The organism is Paraburkholderia sp. PREW-6R, assembly GCF_039621805.1.
Classification (GTDB): Bacteria; Pseudomonadota; Gammaproteobacteria; order Burkholderiales; family Burkholderiaceae; genus Paraburkholderia.
In genome coordinates this window covers 908,923-926,504 of sequence record NZ_CP155074.1, presented here as the reverse complement: position 1 = coordinate 926,504, position 17,582 = coordinate 908,923, and the positions used below count along the sequence as shown (strand labels likewise).

Genomic DNA, 17,582 nt, shown 5'->3' with positions numbered 1-17,582 from the left:
ACACCTAGTACGAGGACCGACCATGTCTACTGCCCGGCACGTCGCCCGGTTATCGCAATTGCGCGCGGATCGCGCCCAACGTGTCGTGGTGGACGGCGAAAACATCCTGCTCGTGCGAGACGGCGCAACTGTCCACGCGTACTCGGCCGACTGCCCGCACGCGGGCGCGCCGCTCGAAGAAGGCGCGGTTTGCGACGGCCGGATCATCTGCCCGTGGCACAAGGGCACGTTCGACGTCGCCAGTGGCAAGGTGCTGGAGCCGCCGGCGCTGCTGCCTCTTGACCGCTACGAGGTCACGGTGAGCGGCGACGACGTGATGGTCACGCTACACAAGATCGGACAGCCCGCCGCAAGAGCGGACGCGCGCGAGCCGCATTACGTGGTGGTCGGCGCGGGCGCGGCAGGCGCAGCGGCCTGTGCCGCGCTGCGTGAAAACGGTTTCAGCGGCCGCATGACGCTGATCGGTGCCGAACCCGACGCGCCATACGACCGCACGAGTCTCAGCAAATTCGTGCCCTCGGGTGAAATGGCGCCGGCGGACGTGCCGCCCCTGCTGCCGGCCGACTGGCTCGAACAGCACGACGTGGAGCGGCTCGTCGCGAAAGTGACGCGTCTGGACGTGCCCAGACGCACGATCCATTTTGAAACGGGTGCCGATCTGGTTTACGACACTGCGCTGCTCGCCACGGGCGGCGTGCCCAAACTGCCGGAAATACCGGGTTGCGAACTGGCAGGCGTGCATGTGTTGCGCAGTCTGCGCGACGCGACAGCGCTGGTCGACGCGCTCGATGAAACCGGCGAAGAAGGCGACGATCAGCAAGGCGACGCGAACCAGGCAAGTGGTAAAACTTTGCGCGTGGCGATTCTCGGCAGCAGCTTCATCGGACTCGAAGCGGCGGCGGCGCTGCGCAAACGCGGTGTTCACGTAACGGTGATCTCGCCGGAGAAGCTGCCCTTTGCGAAGCAGTTCGGCGAACGCGCGGGTCAAATGTTTCGCGCGTTGCACGAGAGCAACGGCGTGACGTTCCGGCTGGAGTCGCAAGTCACGTCGCTAGAAGGTGAGGAAGGCAACGTGCATGAAGTGATGCTCGGCAATGGCGAACATGTTGCCGCCGACGTCGTGCTGCTTGCCACCGGCGTTGCGCCGGCGACGGACTTTGTCGAAGGATTGCCGCTGCAAAAAGACGGCGGCGTGGTGGTGAACGCCGGCATGGAAGCCGCGCCGGGACTCTACGCGGCCGGTGACATCGCGGCCTTCACGCTGCACGAAAATCTCGAACCGGTGCGCATCGAACATTGGCGCGTCGCGCAACAGCATGCACGGATCGCGGCCGAAAACATGTGTGGCGCACGCCATCGCTATACCGGCGTTCCGTATTTCTGGACCTATCACTTCGGCAAAAACTTCGAATATCTCGGTCACGCGAGCGAGTGGGATGAAATCGTGGTCGACGGTGATCTCGATCAGCAGGATTTCGTCTCGCTTTACGTGAAGGATGACAAGGTCGTCGCGGTGCTCGCCTGCGAACGCCAGGCGCACACCGCGCGGCTGATCGAAGCCATGCGCGGCGGGCTGTCACGCGAGGACGGACTGGAAATCATTGGCAAGCAAGCGGACAGCGCGTGAAGTGCGCATCAGGGGCACGTGGTCGACGCATGAACGCTCGTGCGACAACCATCTGTTTTTTCAATACCTTCGGCCAACCGGCCGATAGTTTCATCTGAAGGAGTCACCACGATGACAGAGCATAAGGAAAAACACCCTCACGCCGACAAGACCGAAAAGCAGATCGACAAGGAAGTCGAAGACACTTTTCCGGCAAGCGATCCGCCTTCCACCGGCGGTACGACGAAGATCGTCACCGACGACGACGCCGGCAGTCAGGACACATCGTCGAACGGCAAGAAAGCGAAACACTGACCGGACGTTTTCCGGGTCATCGTGCCTATCGGTTCACGTTGACTTCCGTCATTCGCAGTCAGCAGTTCATACGTAGCATCAGAGCCGTCCCGGCGGTCGCCGCCGGGCGGTTTTTTAACGCTTGCAGTAACACTCAAATCCGCAACGACGGGAAAGAATCGCCATGCCAGACGAGACCGACTCCGCTCAGGACACTCAGGACCAGAAAGAACGCAAGGACGACAGGTCCGGCAATCAGAACGACGACAATCACGACAGGGAAAAAGACAGGGACCAGGACCAGGATAAGGACAAGGACAAGGACAAGGACAAGGACAAGGACAAGGACGGCGACGACGGCAAAGACGACGGCAAGGGCAATGATAAGAACAACAACGGTGACGACGACGGCAAGCGCAAGAAGCCGGGCAAGAAGCCGATCATCATTCTCGCCGCGATCGTGATCCTGCTCGCGATTGTCGCGTTCGTCTGGTGGTTCGCGACACGCAACGAAGTGACGACCGATGACGCGTACACCGACGGTAACGCGATCACGATGGCGCCGAAAGTGTCGGGCTACGTGGTGCAGCTCGCCGTTAACGACAATACCTATGTTCACAAGGGAGACCTGCTGGTCGTGATCGACAAGCGCGACTACCAGGCGCAGGTCGATCAGGCGCAGGCGCAGGTCGGTCTCGCGAAGGCGCAACTGCAAGCCGCGCTGGTTCAACTCGACATCGCGCGGGTGCAGTATCCCGCGCAATACCGGCAAGCGAAGGCGCAGACGTCGTCGGCGGAGGCGAACCTGCGTCAGGCACAAGCTGCCTACGTGCGCCAGCATTCGGTCGACCAGCGCGCGACGTCGCAACAGAACGTCGACACCGCCGACGCCCAGCAGCAATCGGCAAGCGCCAGCGTCGAGCAGGCGCGCGCACAGCAGCAGACCGCGAGCCTCGTGCCTCAGCAGATCCGCCAGAGCGAGGCGGCTGTCGAGGAGCGCCGCCAGCAGTTGCAACAAGCGCAAGCCCAACTGGAACAGGCCCAACTGAATCTGTCCTATTGCGAAGTGCGTTCGCCCTCCGACGGCTGGATCACGCGCCGCAATGTTCAATTCGGCAGTTTCCTGCAGGCGGGTGTATCGCTGTTCTCGATCGTCACGCCGCAGGTCTGGGTCACCGCGAACTTCAAGGAGTCGCAACTCGAACGCATGCGCCCCGGCGACAAGGTCAAAGTCGAAGTCGACGCGTACCCGAAGCTCGACCTGCGCGGTCATGTCGACAGTGTCCAGCTTGGCAGCGGCTCGCGATTTTCGGCGTTCCCGGCGGAAAACGCCACCGGCAATTTCGTGAAGATCGTGCAGCGCGTGCCGGTGAAAATCATCATCGACGAAGGAATGCCGCGCGACCAGCCGCCGCTCGGTCTGGGCCTATCGGTCACGCCGAAGGTGTATCTGAAATGACAGCGTGCGTCCATTCGATCAATGCGAGCAACACGGCTGAAACCGGCAGCGGGCAATGTCCGGCGCGGCGGCCGTCGAGGCACGCGGCGTGCTTGATGAAATCCCATGCAGGCCAATCACAAGGAGCCCATCATGAGTCCAACTTTCGACCGTCGCACGCAGCGCACATTGGCACGTCTTGTCACCGCTACGGTGCTGACGGTAGCCGGCGCGCATCTGGTGCAGGCGCAACAGCCCGCGACGACGCAAAACAGCACGACGACGCGCGCATCCACCAAGGCCGATCTGAAGAAACTCGAACAGAACGGTTACAAGCCGGAAGCGCAGGATCCGAACTACCCGTCGGACATCCAGAACGCGGAGAAGAAGGCCAACGGCGGCCCCGGTGCGGCAACACCGGCGCCAGGCGCACAGAATTCGCAATAGCACTGCGGCGCGCGCGGGCCGCCTCCGTCTTGCTCGGCGGCGTCGTTGCGTGTGACGCGGCACCGCGCCACAGGCTCCTGTCCGCAGGCGCGGGCCACTTCTGTGTGCGTAGACTTGCCTCGCAGCGGGCGACGGCGGTGCGCTCATGAGCTCCGCCGACGCTACGCAAGATAATTCAAACTGGAAGCCGGCCGCCAATCCGTGGCTGATCGCGATCGTCGTCACGCTGGCGGCGTTCATGGAAGTGCTCGACACGACCATCGTGAACGTCGCGTTGCCGCACATTGCCGGCACCATGTCGGCAAGCTACGACGAAGCCACGTGGACCCTCACGTCCTACCTGGTCGCGAACGGCATCGTGCTGCCGATTTCCGGATTCCTCGGCCGCTTGCTGGGGCGCAAGCGCTATTTTCTCGTCTGCATCATCGCGTTCACGATCTGCTCGTTTTTGTGCGGGATCGCAACCGATCTCTGGCAACTGATCCTCTTCCGCATTTTGCAGGGCTTTTTCGGCGGCGGATTACAGCCGAACCAGCAGTCGATCATTCTCGACACGTTCCCGCCTGAGCAGCGCGGCCGTGCCTTTTCGATTTCGGCGGTCGCGATCGTGGTCGCGCCTGTGCTCGGCCCTACGCTCGGCGGCTGGATCACCGATAACTTTTCGTGGCGCTGGGTATTCCTGCTGAATGTGCCCGTGGGCGTGCTCACGACGTTCGCGGTCATGCAGCTCGTCGAAGATCCGCCCTGGAAGAAAAAAGGCGACACGCGGGTGTCGATCGACTACATCGGTATCTCGCTGATCGCACTCGGTCTCGGCTGCCTGCAGGTGATGCTCGACCGCGGCGAAGACGACGACTGGTTCTCTTCCGGCTTCATCCGTCTGTTTGCAGTGTTAGCCGTGGCCGGGATAGTCGGCGCGACGTTCTGGTTGCTCTACGCGAAAAAACCGGTCGTCGATCTGCGCTGTCTGAAAGATCGCAATTTCGCGCTGGGTTGCATGACGATCGGTGCATTCGCAACGATTCTGTATGGCAGCGCGGTGCTGGTGCCTCAGCTCGCGCAGCAGCAGCTCGGCTATACCGCGATGCTAGCCGGACTCGTGCTATCGCCGGGCGCGGTGCTGATCACCATGGAAATACCGATCATCAGCAAGTTGATGCCTTACGTGCAGACGCGCTTTCTGGTTGCCACCGGTTTTGCGCTTCTGGCGTGCGCGCTTGCCTATTCGCATACCCTCACGCCGGATATCGACTACGCGACGCTCGTGAAAATGCGCAGCGCGCAATCGCTCGCCATTGGTTTCCTGTTCGTGCCGATTACCACGCTCGCCTATCTGACGGTGCCGCCACGTCTGAACGACGACGCGTCGGCGCTCTTTACGATGTTCCGCAATGTGGCGGGGTCGATTGGCATTTCGCTTTCGACCGCGCTGATCCGCGAGCGCACGCAGGCTCGCATGGCTCATCTGTCCGAACACATGTCCACCCTTTCGCAGAACTACAACGACTCGATCCAGCGCAGTGCCCAAACTATCGCCGACATGACCGGCGTGCCGTTTTCACAGGCCATGCAAACGGCCACCGGTCGCATGTACACCGAATTCATTTCGCAGTCGACGATCCTTGCGTACGTCGACGTATTTGCGATACTCGCGATTTTCTGCGCGCTCTGCATACCGATGACGATTTTCTTTTCTCCAGCGAAGGCCGCCGGCGGCGCGGGGGGGCATTGACATGACGCGTCCATCTTTCAGTCCCCGCCTCACCGCCCTTTCGCTCGCGCTCCTGCTTGCGGCGTGCAGCGTCGGCCCCGATTTTCATGCACCCAGCGCCGACGTGCCTGACCAGTGGCACGACACGCAGCGTACCGCCGCTGCGGCGTCGGCCGGCGCGGCGTCGGCCGGCGCGGCGTCGGCCGCCGCAGCATCGAATCCGCTATCGTCGAACGCGAAAGTCGCCTCCGTCCCGACGCTCGACACCGACCCCGACCCGCGCTGGTGGCGCAACTTCAACGACCCGACGCTCGACGCTCTGATCGAGCGTGCTGCACGGAGCAATCTGGATTTGCAGGAAGCGGTGTTGCGTATCGTCGAAGCCCGCACGCAGGTGCAAACGGCGGCCGCGCAGGGCCTGCCGGACGTTCGCGCATCGGGCAGCTATCAGCGCGAACAGCTCGGCGTAAAAGGCTTTCTCGAATCGGATGGCGTGTACGACAAGGTCAATCAACTGGGTGCGCCCAACTCGCCCGCCAACGCGATCGCGCCCGGCGCGGGCGCGACGCTGCAGAACGGCGCGAATAACGTGCTCGACCAGCTGACCGCGCCCGTCAACCTCTGGCAGGTTGGTTTCGACGCTTCGTGGGAACTCGACCTGTTCGGCCGCGTGCGCCGCTCGGTGGAAGCCGCGAACGCGCAGACACAGGCCGCGGTGGAAAGCCGCAACGACGCACTGCTATCGCTCGAAGCCGAAGTTGCCCAGACCTACATGCAACTGCGCGGCGCGCAGGCGTTGCGCGACATCACCGTAAGCCTGATCGACCAGCAGCGCGATATTGTCAATCTGACGCAAAGCCAGGCGAAAGTCGGCCTCACCAGCGAACTCGATCTGAAAAGCGCGACCGCACAACTCGCGCAGACGCAAGCGCAATTGCCGCAGTACGAACAACAGATCGCGCAGGCGCTGAACGGCCTTGCCTATCTGGTCGGCGAAGCGCCCGGCGCGCTCGAAGCCCAACTCTCGGCGGCCGGCGTGGTGCCGCCCGTGCCGCCCGCCGTGCCGATCGGCCTGCCGTCCACCCTCGCGCGCCGGCGTCCGGACATCCGCCGTGCCGAGGCCTCCTTGCATGCGGCGACGGCAAGCGTCGGCGTCGCGGTTGCGCAGTTCTACCCGGACGTGTCGCTGACCGGCTCCGTCGGCACTCGCGCGACGAATGCGAGCGATCTGTCGCGCTGGTCGCATCTGTTCTACTCGTTCGGACCGACGGTGTCGCTGCCGATATTCCAGGGCGGCGCGCTCATCGCAAACCTGAAGATGTCGAAGGCGCAGCAGGCGGAAGCCGCGCTCGACTATCGCAAGACGGTGCTGATGGCGTTGCGCGACGTCGACAACGCACTCGTGGTTTATCGCACGGATCAGGTGAGGCGCGACTCGCTCGGCGACAGCGTCGCCGCACAACAGTCGGCGTTCGAACTGGCACGCGACAGTTATCGAAAGGGGATTACCAGCTTCATCAACGTGCTCGACGCGGAGCGGCAACTCGCGCGGGCGCGTCAGCAATATGCGCAGGGAACCATGCAGGTGAGCACCGATCTCGTATCGCTCTACAAGGCGCTCGGCGGCGGCTGGGAAAAAGGGCAGGACATGCCCGCAGCCGGCGTTCCGCCCGCCTCCAGCGCGGCGGTCGCCGCGTCGTCGGGCGCCGGCGGTTGACGCGTGTAAACAGCCGCTGCCCTAGCCGTTCACGATTGCAAGGGCGGCGGCTGCGTCGGTTACGCTCGCCACATGCGTTGCATCGTTCGCCTCATTCGGCGTTTCGAGCCGGTGACATGCGCTGACCACTTCACGCAAGGAGCTTGCGTAGCATGCGGCGCCGACTGCCGTCTGCAGATCGGCACTCCATTTTTCCGTGTCCTCTTCGGCCCATAAACCCACGACGATCGACGCATTTGGCAACCGCGCGTGGAGCCGCCTGACGAGATAACGCAGATGGGACGGAATACCCTCGATGCGTAAATAGAAGATGCACACAATGCCGACGTCGTCTGCGTCGAGACTGTCGATCGATGCACGCGACGCGGCATCGTGCGGCAGCGCACGCGCCGCAAAGCCATGTTTGGCGAGCAATTGCAGCAGGATCGTGGTGGCGAGCGGGTCGAGTGGGCCACGACCGGGAATGCAAAGAACACGCTTGCCCTCGCCGGATCGTGGCGCCTCGCCGTCGCTGTCGGTCGCGCGGTGTGCAGTGGGTGACGTCTCTGCGTCCCGATGGGGCTGCACCTGCTCCTGCGCCAAAGCAAGGCTTTCACTGGACGACGCATCGCGCACCGTGCTGTCATCCTGCGAGCCAGGCAACGGACCCACCTCCGCATTCAGCGGCACGCGCGGTCCGGCTGCGCTCCAATCCTCTTCGACCCCAGCGGGCGCGGGGTCGACGTCGTCGAAATGATCGAGTCCATCCACCAGATCGTTCGTCGTCGCTTCGATGCGCGCAAGTTGCGACGCGGTCACGCTGCCGCGCATCACGTCGTTCGCCGCGAGTCGCAAACCCTTGATCGCGACTTCGTCGTAATACGTGGAGAGCGAGCGGTCACGCAACAGAATCTCGGCTTGCTCGATCGCTTCGTCGGGATCGCCGGCCAGCGCCCGCTGGTAGAAGTTCTCAATGGGCGTAAGCGCGGGTTGATCGCCGAGCAGCACATCGAGAAACTCGAGACGCCGCACATGCCGCCCGAGCACCAGCAAACAAAGCGTGAGCGGTGTCGACAGAATCAGTCCGATGGGCCCCCAGATCCAGCTCCAGAAAATCGCCGCCACCACGACCGAAAATGGCGACAGTCCGGTACTGCGTCCATAGAGCAACGGCTCGACGATTTGCCCGGCGACCAGTTCCACCGTCACGAACAAAGCCACCGACCATATCGCCATCGACCAGCCCGGACTCACGGCCGCCGCCAATGCGGTGGCGAGCGTCGCCGAAATCCAGATGCCGACATAGGGCACGAGCCGCAACAGTGCGGCGAGAATGCCCCACAGAATTGGGCTCGGCACGCCGATCAGGAAAAGACCTGCGCCGATCACGACGCCAAGCCCCGCATTCAGGCCGAGTTGCGACACGAAGTAACGGCTCAGGCGCCGCGCGGCTTCGTCCATCACCGTGGTCGTGCGGTGCAGATCGCGCGAACCGAACAGACGAATCGCGCGATCGCGTAAATCGTCCCGCTGCAACAGGATCACCACGGTCACGACAAATACGATGAATGCTGTCTCCAGCGGACTGATCGCGGGCGACAACACGCGCCGTGCGAGTTCGAATGGCGTGGGCACCGGCTCGCGGACTTCGACGGGCACTGCAGCCGGAACCTGCGTATTGGTTGCCGTCGACGAAGACGCTTTGTTCCGCTCCGGCACGGACGGCGGCGGCTCGACCGTGTCGCGTTGCAGCGCCTGTCCCGCGAGGCTTGCGAAGCGGTCGAGCTTGCCGACCGTCAGACTGTGCGCGGTCTCCATCTTGTGCTGAATCGTGACCTGGTAGCGTGGCATGCCCGTGGCGAGGTCGCTCAGTTGACCGGCGATCATCGCACCGAGCAGGCCGATCACCGACACAGTGATGACGACGGCCGCGAAGACAGACGCCACGTGGCCCAGCTTCAGGCGTTCAAGCAGGTTAGCGAGCGGCGCGACGAGAAAGCTCAGCAGAATGGCGAGCGTGATGGGAATCAGCACCGCGCTCGCGAAATACAGGCAGGCGACAAACGTGATCCCCACCGCGATCGCGATCAGGCTGTCGATGCCGAAAGCGGCAGGCGGAGCCTGGATATGCGCGGCCGGCCGGCTGTCGCGCAGGCCGTTGCGGGGATCGGAAACAGGTTTCATTTCCGCGGTTCGTCCGCGATCAAACCGCTTTCAACCGGCGGCGCTTCTTTTTCTATTTCTGCGCGTGCCTGTTCCCAGTATTCGTCAGGCGTGCCCTTAGGCTCCGCGGCCTGCTCCCACAGATAGTAGGCGCGCGTGCGAATCTCTTCCTCTTGCGAGTTGTGTTCCTGTTCCATTTGATCACCCTCGGTTTGACGTGGCGTGGACTGGTAACGGCAACTGCGTGCGCATCGTCGTCAACGAGTCGCACGCAGCTACTGCATCATCGAGCAAGCGTTATTCCCGGCATGGCCGCCGCGGCGGCCATGCGTGCTGCGTCCTGCGTCCATGCCGGGCCGAGGTGCCCGGCCTACCCGTCAAGCGTCTGCGGGCGGTTCGCTTTCGTCGGTCGTGAGTTGCTCTTCAAGCCGCTCGAAGACGCGTTGTGTCGCGCGGCTCGGCGCTTCCAGTGCGAACAGCAGGAAGGAGCGCCCCGTGACCTGATACTGGTCGCCCGCGCTAAACTGCGGCAACTCGGCGCGCACCGGCATGTTGGTGTCGAGCAGGCAGGTCCACTTTTCGCCTTCCGGAATGTCGGGCAGCGTGAAGTTGACGACATCGTGATGCGCGTTGAGCACGAGCATCAATGTCGCGTCGGAAGCGGGACGGCGAATGCCGCTTGCCTGCGCGCGGCCATCGATCACCAGACCGAAGCAACGCATGGACGGATCGTCCCATTGCTCCTGCGTCAGATCGGTGCCGTCGGGCGAGAGCCAGCGCGCGTCCGTGACATCGAGCGCCTCGTTATATTCACCACTCAGAAAACGGCCACGACGCAAAACCGGCAAGCGGTGGCGCAACGTCGTCAGATTCCTCACGAACTCCGTGAGCGCGCGATCTTCGTCGTTGATCGCTTCCCAGTCCACCCAGCTGATCTCGTTGTCCTGGCAATACGCGTTGTTATTGCCTTTCTGCGTGCGGCCGAATTCGTCGCCCGCGAGAATCATCGGGGTGCCCTGAGAGAGCAGCAATGTCGCGAGCAGATTGCGCTTCTGCCGTTCGCGTTGTGCGCGGATGTCCGGGTCGTCGGTCGGACCTTCGACGCCCATGTTCCATGACTTGTTATCCGAGTGACCGTCCTTGTTGTCTTCGCCATTGGCATCGTTGTGCTTGTCGTTGTACGACACCAGATCGTTCAACGTAAAGCCGTCGTGCGCGGCGATAAAATTCACGCTGGCCCACGGGCGGCGTCCGCGGTGGTTGAACTTGTCGCCCGAACCCGTGAGACGCGTGGCGAGGTCGGCAACCTTGCCTTCGTCGCCTTTCCAGTACTCGCGCACGGTGTCGCGGAAGCGGTCGTTCCATTCGGCCCAGCCCGGCGGGAAACCGCCCACCTGGTAGCCGCCGGGGCCGCAATCCCACGGCTCGGCAATCAGCCGTACGCTGGAGAGCACCGGGTCCTGCCGGCAGCTGTCGAGAAAACCGCCGCCCTCGTCGAAACCATGCGGTTCGCGGCCGAGAATCGTGGCGAGGTCGAAACGGAAGCCATCGACTTTCATTTCCGTCACCCAGTAACGCAGGCTGTCCGTCACCATTTGCAGAACGCGCGGGTGCGACAGATTCAGCGTGTTGCCGGTGCCCGTGTCATTGATGTAATAGCGCGGCTCGTCCGGCATCAGGCGGTAGTACGACGCGTTGTCGATACCCTTGAACGAAATCGTGGGGCCGAGTTCATTGCCTTCCGCCGTGTGGTTGTAGACCACGTCGAGAATGACTTCGAGATTATTGTTATGGAAACGGTCGACCATTTCCTTGAACTCCTGGACCGGGTCGGAGGCCGACGCAAAGAAGCGCGGGTCGGCAGCGAAAAAGCCGATCGTGTTGTAGCCCCAGTAGTTCGTCAGGCCCTTGTCGAGCAGATAGCTGTCGTTGACAAACGTCTGCACCGGCATCAATTCGACAGATGTCACGCCGAGACTGCGAATATAGTCGAGCACCGGTTGTTGCCCGAGACCTGCAAACGTGCCGCGCAGATTTTCCGGCACGTCCGGGTGACGCTTGGTAAAACCGCGCACATGGGTTTCGTAGAAGATCACGCGTTCCCAAGGCAACGGGGTGCGCTCAGGATGGCTCCACGAGAAGGTCGCATCCACCACCTTGCATTTGGGCACGAAAGGCGCGCTGTCGCGTTCGTCGAATGACAGGTCACCCTCGTCCGAACCCAGTGTGTAGCCGAAGATTTCCGGCGCCCATTTCAGCTCGCCAATGTGCGCCTTTGCATACGGATCGAGCAGCAGCTTGTTCGGGTTGAAGCGGTGGCCTTTCTCCGGTTCATACGGACCATGCACACGGTATCCATAAACGGCGCCGGGCTTCAGGCCGGGCACGAAAACATGCCAGACCTCGTCGGTATATTCCGGCAGTTCGATTTTTTCGATTTCATGCTCGCCCGTCTCGTCGAACAGACACAGTTCGACTTTCGTGGCGTGCGCGGAAAACAGCGCAAAGTTCACACCGTTTCCATTCCATGTCGCGCCAAGCGGATAAGGCGTGCCTTCGGTAATGCGCGTCGAGTATTGAGCCTGGGAAGACATAGGGGTTCCTGTGGATGCGAAAAGCGCAAATGCGCAAGTTTTTTACGGTAGGCAATGAATGATTCGGTAGTGCAATGTCCGGTCTGGCGAGTTCCTTCAAACGGCTCGGTGCGGCTGGCCGGCCGGACGGTGAGCCGTCAGCCGGTGCGTTGCAGCGCAAAGTGTCAAACAGCAGGCTCGCAGATTTAGCAACTTCCGGACCCGAGCCGGTCCGCTTGCTCTTCAGCCTTCGCGCGGCGCCGCGTGCCGGATGCGGCCGCCGCTGCTGAACAAGATTGCGGCACAACTTTTGCAGCAAGCCATGTGAAAGGCGACCAACGCGCTCGCACGACAGCGTTTATTCGAACTATTGGCAAATCACGGGAGAACAATCATGCGAAAAATCCAACTCAAGCCTTTCGTTGCCTCCGCGGTGCTGCTGGCCGCGCTTGCGTCGTATGGGAACGCCTATGCGCAGGGCGCACCTCAGGCAATTACCGAAAAGCGTACAGACGTGGTGCAGCTTGCGAGCGGCTATCGCGCTTCGAAGCTCAATGGCGTGGATGTCTATAACAGGAACAAGGACACGATCGGCACACTCGACGATCTGATCGTTTCGCCAAGTGCGGATCGCAGCACGTACGCCATTCTGTCGGTGGGCGGCTTTCTCGGAATGGGCAAGCATCTGGTTGCCGTGCCATTTGCCGATCTGCAGATCAACAATCGCCGGGTCGTGCTGCCCAATGCAACCAGGCAGTCTATTGAAGCGATGCCCGAGTTCAAGTACGCGCCGGATTGATGGCGTGATCTAACGCGTCTCTTCAGGCCGGGCCGCGTCTCGTCGTTTTCGACACCATCGTTCAAGCTAATACGCGGGGGACCGCATGGCCCCCCGCTTCGTATTGATCGAAATTTAATTAACAAGCCTAAATAATCGGTGCGCCGCCGGTTACCGCGATCGTTGCGCCCGATATATAGCTCGCTTCATCCGAAGCGAGCATCACGTAAGCAGCAGCCAGTTCCGCAGGCTGTCCCGGGCGCTTCATCGGCACCTGCTCACCGAATTTTTCGACTTTCTCTGGCGGCATTGTCGAAGGAATCAGCGGCGTCCAGATCGGACCAGGCGCAACGCAGTTGGCGCGAATGCCCTTTTGCGCAAGCAGCTGCGCGAGGCCGCCAGTAAAGTTCTGGATTGCGCCCTTCGTGCTCGCATACGCGATCAGGCCAGGATTCGGATGATCGGCGTTAATCGACGTGGTGTTCACGATCGCGGCACCCGGCTTCATATATTTGACCGCGGCCCGCGTGATTCTGAACATGGCGCCGATGTTGGTATCGAACGTCTTGTCCCATTCGTCGTCGCTAATGTCTTCGAGTGACGGATAACTCATCTGGTACGCGGCATTGTTCACCAGTACATCGAGGCGGCCAAACGCTTCGATGGCCTTATCGGCAATTGCGCCGCAGTGCTCTCGGCTGCGAATATCGCCCGGCAGCAGTACCGCCTTGCGGCCGGCCTCCTCCACCCAGCGCGCGGTCTCGCGAGCGTCGTCGTGTTCGTCGAGATAGGAGATCAGGACATCGGCGCCTTCACGGGCAAATGCGATCGCCACCGCGCGTCCAATGCCGCTATCGCCGCCGGTGACGATGGCGGCTTTGCCGGCAAGGCGTCCGGAGCCTTGATACGAATGCTCGCCGTGATCGGGTTGCGGGTCCATGCCGGCGGTGCGGCCGGGCGTCTGGCTCTGAGGCTGCGCCGGGAAAGGTGGTGCGGGACGTTTTACGTCGGTCATGATGGAATCTCCTCGGTGCAAATGACGGTGATCGGCGCATCCAGTTGCGCGCGATGCGCACCGTATTCAGCAACCGTCGGTCCCGCAGGCAGCCGCCAGCCGGAGATGACCATTCACGCGGAAAGAATTCAGGTTACGGCCTCGTGACGACGCTTCAATTGCATCACCCGGCACCAGAGATTTTCCAGGAGAGAAACCAATATTTGGACAAATAAGGCGTTTCTTTCAATCGACCAATGCTGTTACTGCCGTTACGGCGGAGCGTCGGCATGCACCGACGCCGCCGTCTCCAGCACGCGCAACAGACGCTCAGGCGTAAGCGGCTTCGCGCAGTGCGCATCGAACCCGACTGCGCGTGCGCGCGCCCGGTCATCGCGTGACGCGGCCGCTGTACATGCAACCAGCAACATGTGCGATGTATCGGGATTTGCCCTTAGCCGGCGCGCCAGTTCGAGGCCGTCGAGGCCCGGCATCTTGATGTCGAGCACCACCGCGAACGGCTGCCACGCGCAGGCCGTTTCACACACTTCGAGCGGATCTTCGAGTGCGCGGCATTCGAAGCCGTCGGCGCTCAACAGCATCTGCAACGCTTCGGCAGCTTCGGCATAGTCGTCGACGACCAGCACGCGGCGGTGTGAGGCCATTGCATGCGGAATGGGTCTCCAGACCACGACGTCGTCGTTGTCATCCACTCTATCGTTCGGTGTCACCATGTTCTCCTTTTGCCGATGCCGTTTCGTTCCGCGGTCTGTCTGCACACCCGGGGCCGCGTTGCAAGATGCGCTCCCGTGGTGCGTTCAATCCATGCTTCTGACCAGGTACTCTTCTCCAGGTGGTACGCGGCGGCCACCGCGGCGGGGTGACCATAATTAGACGAACCGACACCCGCAGCCTTGCATGAACAAAATACTTCCGCAGGCGATACGCGCTTATGGGGACGTAGCGTCATGATCAGGATTCGCAACAGCACCCGCTCAACGCGTGCCTGTTGTGTGAAGCGTCAGAATAAAGAGAATACGTGTCGAAATAGCGGCACGGTATTATGGAGTTCCGCTGTTCGGGTTATCCCGCACGATCGTCGATAAAGCCTTTGAGCATGGCGAGTGTGTCGGCGTCGTCGATGTGCTTGTCGGTGCGCCAGCGCAGCATGCGCGGGAAACGCACGGCGACACCCGACTTGTGACGCGGACTCGCCTGAATCCCTTCAAAGCCTATTTCAAATACCAGCGTAGGCGTCACGCTGCGAACCGGGCCAAATTTTTCCACCGTCGTTTTACGCACGATCGCATCCACCTTGCGCATTTCCTCATCGGTGAGACCCGAGTAAGCCTTCGCGAACGGCACGAGCGTGCGTACGCCGTTCGCTTCGTCCCACACGGCAAACGTGAAGTCGCTGTACAGACTGGCGCGGCGACCGTGACCCCGTTGCGCGTATACGAGCACGGCATCTATTGCGTAGGGATCGATCTTCCATTTCCACCAGGTGCCGGATGCTTTCGTGCGTCCCACGCCATACATCGACTCGCGTTCTTTCACCATCAGCCCTTCCACGCCGCGCGCGCGGCTCTCGTCGCGCAGTCGGGCGAGCGCTTGCCAGTCCGGTGCGCAAACGAGCGGCGACACGCGCAGCAGATCGCGCGCGAGGGTATCGCCGAGCGACGCCGACAAAGCTTCGAGTTGCTCGCGCCGCTGCGCGAGCGGCAGCAGACGCAGATCCTTGCCGTCGGCCTCGAGCAGGTCGTAGGCCAGCAGCGCGGCTGGCGAATCGGCCAGCACTTTTTTAGTGAGCGTTTTACGCGCAATGCGCGGCTGCAAACGGGCAAACGGAAGCGGTGCTGACGCATCCGGTTGCCACGCCAGAATCTCGCCGTCGATCACGCACCCATCGGGCAGCGCGGCGCCTAACGCCGCCACCTCCGGAAAGCGGTCCGTAATCAGATCCTCGCCGCGCGACCACAACCACACGCGCCCATCCCGTTTGACGAGTTGCGCGCGTATGCCGTCCCACTTCCATTCAATCTGCCATTGCGACGGATCGCCGAGCGTCGCCGGATCGGCCTGCAACGGGTGCGCAAGAAAGAACGGATACGGCAGGCCCAGATCGCTATCGTGAGGCTGACCCTGAGCCGCGTCTTCACCCGGCGTGTCCGGCGCGATCAGCCGCAGATAGCGCGCCGCACTCGGTGTTTGCCGCGAGTCGGTCCAGCCGACCATGCGTTGCGCAATCCGTTTGTGATCGACGCCTGCGACTTCGGCGAGCGCGCGCACCACCAGTTGCCGCGCGACGCCGACCCGAAAACCTCCGCCAATCAGCTTCGTCAGCAGAAATCGGCCGCTCCAGTCGAGCTCGTCCCAATAGCTGAGCAAGCGCGTGCGCAACTCTTCTGGCGCGACGCCCCGCAACGTCAACACCCGTTGCTCGATCCACTGCGTCAGACCGAGTTCCGACGTGCGTTGCGCAGGCGGCAGAATATGCGCGATGGTCTCCGCGAGATCGCCGACCGCATGATAGGACTCCTCGAAAAGCCACGCGGGCAAACCTGCGCGCTCTCGCGCAATGTCGGTGAGCAGGCGCGTCGGTACCGACTGCCGCGGCTTGCCGCCTGCGAGGAAATACGACGCCCATGCGGCGTCTTCCGGCTCGGCAGCGGCGAAGTAACTGGTCAGCGCTTCCAGCTTGTCATGCGTGGACGTGGTGGCGTCGAGCGCCGTGTAGAGAGCCGCGAAACGCTTCATGCGTCGCTCGCCGTGACGGGCACGAGGGCCGTGTTTTCCTCGCCGCCGGCGGCGTCGGCCTCGACCGTGTCATCACCGTATTGTGTTTCAAATGCGCCGGCCTGCAATCCCTGCTCCCTTAGCCAGCGCACCATCGGTTCGACCGAACCATGCGTGACGATCACGCGAGCCGCTCCGGTGGCTTGGATCGCGGTTTGCAGGCTCGGCCAGTCCGCATGATCGGACAGCACGAAACCGCGATCCACGCCACGCCTGCGCCGTGCGCCGCGCAGGCGCATCCAGCCGGACGCGAATGCATCGCTGTAGTCGCCGAAACGCCGCATCCACGCGCTGCCCTGGGCGGACGGCGGCGCGACGATCAGCGCCTCACGAAACGCCGCCTTGTCTTTCAACGCAATTTCGCTGACGGGGCGCACCGGCGGCAGCGCCACGCCGGCTTCCCGATAGGCGAGGTTCAGCGGCTCGACCGCGCCGTGACAGAAGATCGGACCAATGGCCGCGTCCACGCTCGCCAGCACGCGCTGCGCCTTGCCGAACGAATAGCAGAACAGCACTGAAGCACGGCCCTCGGCGGCGTTATGACGCCACCACGAGTCCACACCGTCGAACACAGTGTGCGGCGGGTCCCAGCGGTAAATCGGCAGACCGAATGTCGATTCGGTGATGAACGTATCGCAGCGCACCGGCTCGAACGGGTCGCAGGTCGGATCGGCATCGAGCTTGTAGTCGCCCGAGGCAACCCACACGCGCCCCGCGTGCTCGATCCGTACTTGCGAAGAGCCGAGCACGTGCCCGGCGGGATGCAGCGACACGACCGTCCCATTGATCGCGAGCCGTTCGCCGTAACGCAGCGTTTGCAGCGTGATGCCTGGCAGGCGCGATAAAAGCACGTTGGCACCCGCCTGTGATGCGAGATAGTGCTGATGCCCGAAACGCGCATGATCGGAGTGCGCATGCGTGATCACTGCGCGCTCGACCGGCCGCCATGGGTCGATGTAGAAATCGCCCGGCGGGCAGTACAAGCCTTCCGGACGCGCGATGACGAGGTCCGTTGCATTGGCAATATCAGACGCCATGTTCAATGTTTTTCCGACGGACTTCCGATGGACCCGCTTGCCGAACCCC

General features: G+C 62.5%; 14 protein-coding genes. 7 read left to right on the top strand and 7 right to left on the bottom strand.

Going from position 1 to position 17,582, the window contains the following annotated elements:
• Positions 1-22 precede the first annotated feature (22 nt).
• The 6 genes from AAGS40_RS19350 to AAGS40_RS19325 all read left to right on the top strand — a co-directional run bounded on the left by AAGS40_RS19350 (position 23) and on the right by AAGS40_RS19325 (position 7,213).
• Positions 23-1,627, top strand: coding sequence for an FAD-dependent oxidoreductase (locus AAGS40_RS19350; RefSeq protein WP_345816397.1), 1,605 nt, complete (start codon positions 23-25; stop codon positions 1,625-1,627).
• 111 nt (positions 1,628-1,738) lie between these two features.
• The gene (locus tag AAGS40_RS19345; RefSeq protein ID WP_345816396.1) at positions 1,739-1,921 is read left to right on the top strand and encodes a hypothetical protein; all 183 of its coding nucleotides are present in this window, start codon (positions 1,739-1,741) and stop codon (positions 1,919-1,921) included.
• Between the two features lie 163 nt (positions 1,922-2,084).
• Positions 2,085-3,359 carry an HlyD family secretion protein gene (locus AAGS40_RS19340; RefSeq protein WP_345816395.1) on the top strand — a complete coding sequence of 425 codons (1,275 nt, stop codon included), beginning with the start codon at positions 2,085-2,087 and terminating at the stop codon, positions 3,357-3,359.
• 132 nt (positions 3,360-3,491) lie between these two features.
• On the top strand, positions 3,492-3,785 hold the full coding sequence (locus tag AAGS40_RS19335) for a DUF4148 domain-containing protein (RefSeq protein ID WP_345816394.1): 294 nt from the start codon (positions 3,492-3,494) through the stop codon (positions 3,783-3,785).
• Between the two features lie 145 nt (positions 3,786-3,930).
• The gene (locus tag AAGS40_RS19330; protein WP_345816393.1) at positions 3,931-5,517 is read left to right on the top strand and encodes a DHA2 family efflux MFS transporter permease subunit; all 1,587 of its coding nucleotides are present in this window, start codon (positions 3,931-3,933) and stop codon (positions 5,515-5,517) included.
• Position 5,518: 1 nt separating this feature from the next.
• Positions 5,519-7,213, top strand: coding sequence for an efflux transporter outer membrane subunit (locus AAGS40_RS19325; RefSeq protein ID WP_345816391.1), 1,695 nt, complete (start codon positions 5,519-5,521; stop codon positions 7,211-7,213).
• Positions 7,214-7,234: 21 nt separating this feature from the next.
• Here AAGS40_RS19325 and AAGS40_RS19320 read toward each other — a convergent pair whose 3' ends face one another.
• The 3 genes from AAGS40_RS19320 to glgX form a co-directional block, all read right to left on the bottom strand.
• Positions 7,235-9,376, bottom strand: a complete 2,142-nt coding sequence (locus AAGS40_RS19320) for an AI-2E family transporter (protein WP_345816390.1) — start codon at positions 9,374-9,376, stop codon at positions 7,235-7,237.
• Positions 9,373-9,552 carry a DUF2934 domain-containing protein gene (locus tag AAGS40_RS19315; RefSeq protein WP_345816388.1) on the bottom strand — a complete coding sequence of 60 codons (180 nt, stop codon included), beginning with the start codon at positions 9,550-9,552 and terminating at the stop codon, positions 9,373-9,375. Before AAGS40_RS19315 ends, AAGS40_RS19320 begins: the two co-directional genes overlap by 4 nt.
• 180 nt (positions 9,553-9,732) lie before the next feature.
• A complete protein-coding gene (gene glgX / locus AAGS40_RS19310) occupies positions 9,733-11,949 on the bottom strand; it encodes a glycogen debranching protein GlgX (RefSeq protein WP_345816387.1) in 2,217 nt (738 codons plus the stop codon).
• Positions 11,950-12,322: 373 nt separating this feature from the next.
• On the opposite strand from glgX, the gene AAGS40_RS19305 reads away from it, so the two are divergent.
• A complete protein-coding gene (locus tag AAGS40_RS19305) occupies positions 12,323-12,727 on the top strand; it encodes a PRC-barrel domain-containing protein (protein ID WP_345816386.1) in 405 nt (134 codons plus the stop codon).
• A gap of 127 nt (positions 12,728-12,854) precedes the next feature.
• Here AAGS40_RS19305 and AAGS40_RS19300 read toward each other — a convergent pair whose 3' ends face one another.
• The 4 genes from AAGS40_RS19300 to AAGS40_RS19285 form a co-directional block, all read right to left on the bottom strand.
• Entirely contained in the window at positions 12,855-13,721 is an 867-nt protein-coding gene (locus tag AAGS40_RS19300; protein ID WP_345816385.1) for a glucose 1-dehydrogenase, read from the bottom strand.
• 251 nt (positions 13,722-13,972) lie between these two features.
• Positions 13,973-14,434, bottom strand: coding sequence for a response regulator (locus tag AAGS40_RS19295; RefSeq protein WP_345816384.1), 462 nt, complete (start codon positions 14,432-14,434; stop codon positions 13,973-13,975).
• Positions 14,435-14,783: 349 nt separating this feature from the next.
• Positions 14,784-16,457 carry an ATP-dependent DNA ligase gene (locus AAGS40_RS19290; protein WP_345816383.1) on the bottom strand — a complete coding sequence of 558 codons (1,674 nt, stop codon included), beginning with the start codon at positions 16,455-16,457 and terminating at the stop codon, positions 14,784-14,786.
• The gene (locus tag AAGS40_RS19285; protein WP_345816381.1) at positions 16,454-17,533 is read right to left on the bottom strand and encodes a ligase-associated DNA damage response exonuclease; all 1,080 of its coding nucleotides are present in this window, start codon (positions 17,531-17,533) and stop codon (positions 16,454-16,456) included. Before AAGS40_RS19285 ends, AAGS40_RS19290 begins: the two co-directional genes overlap by 4 nt.
• Between the last annotated feature and the right edge of the window lie 49 nt (positions 17,534-17,582).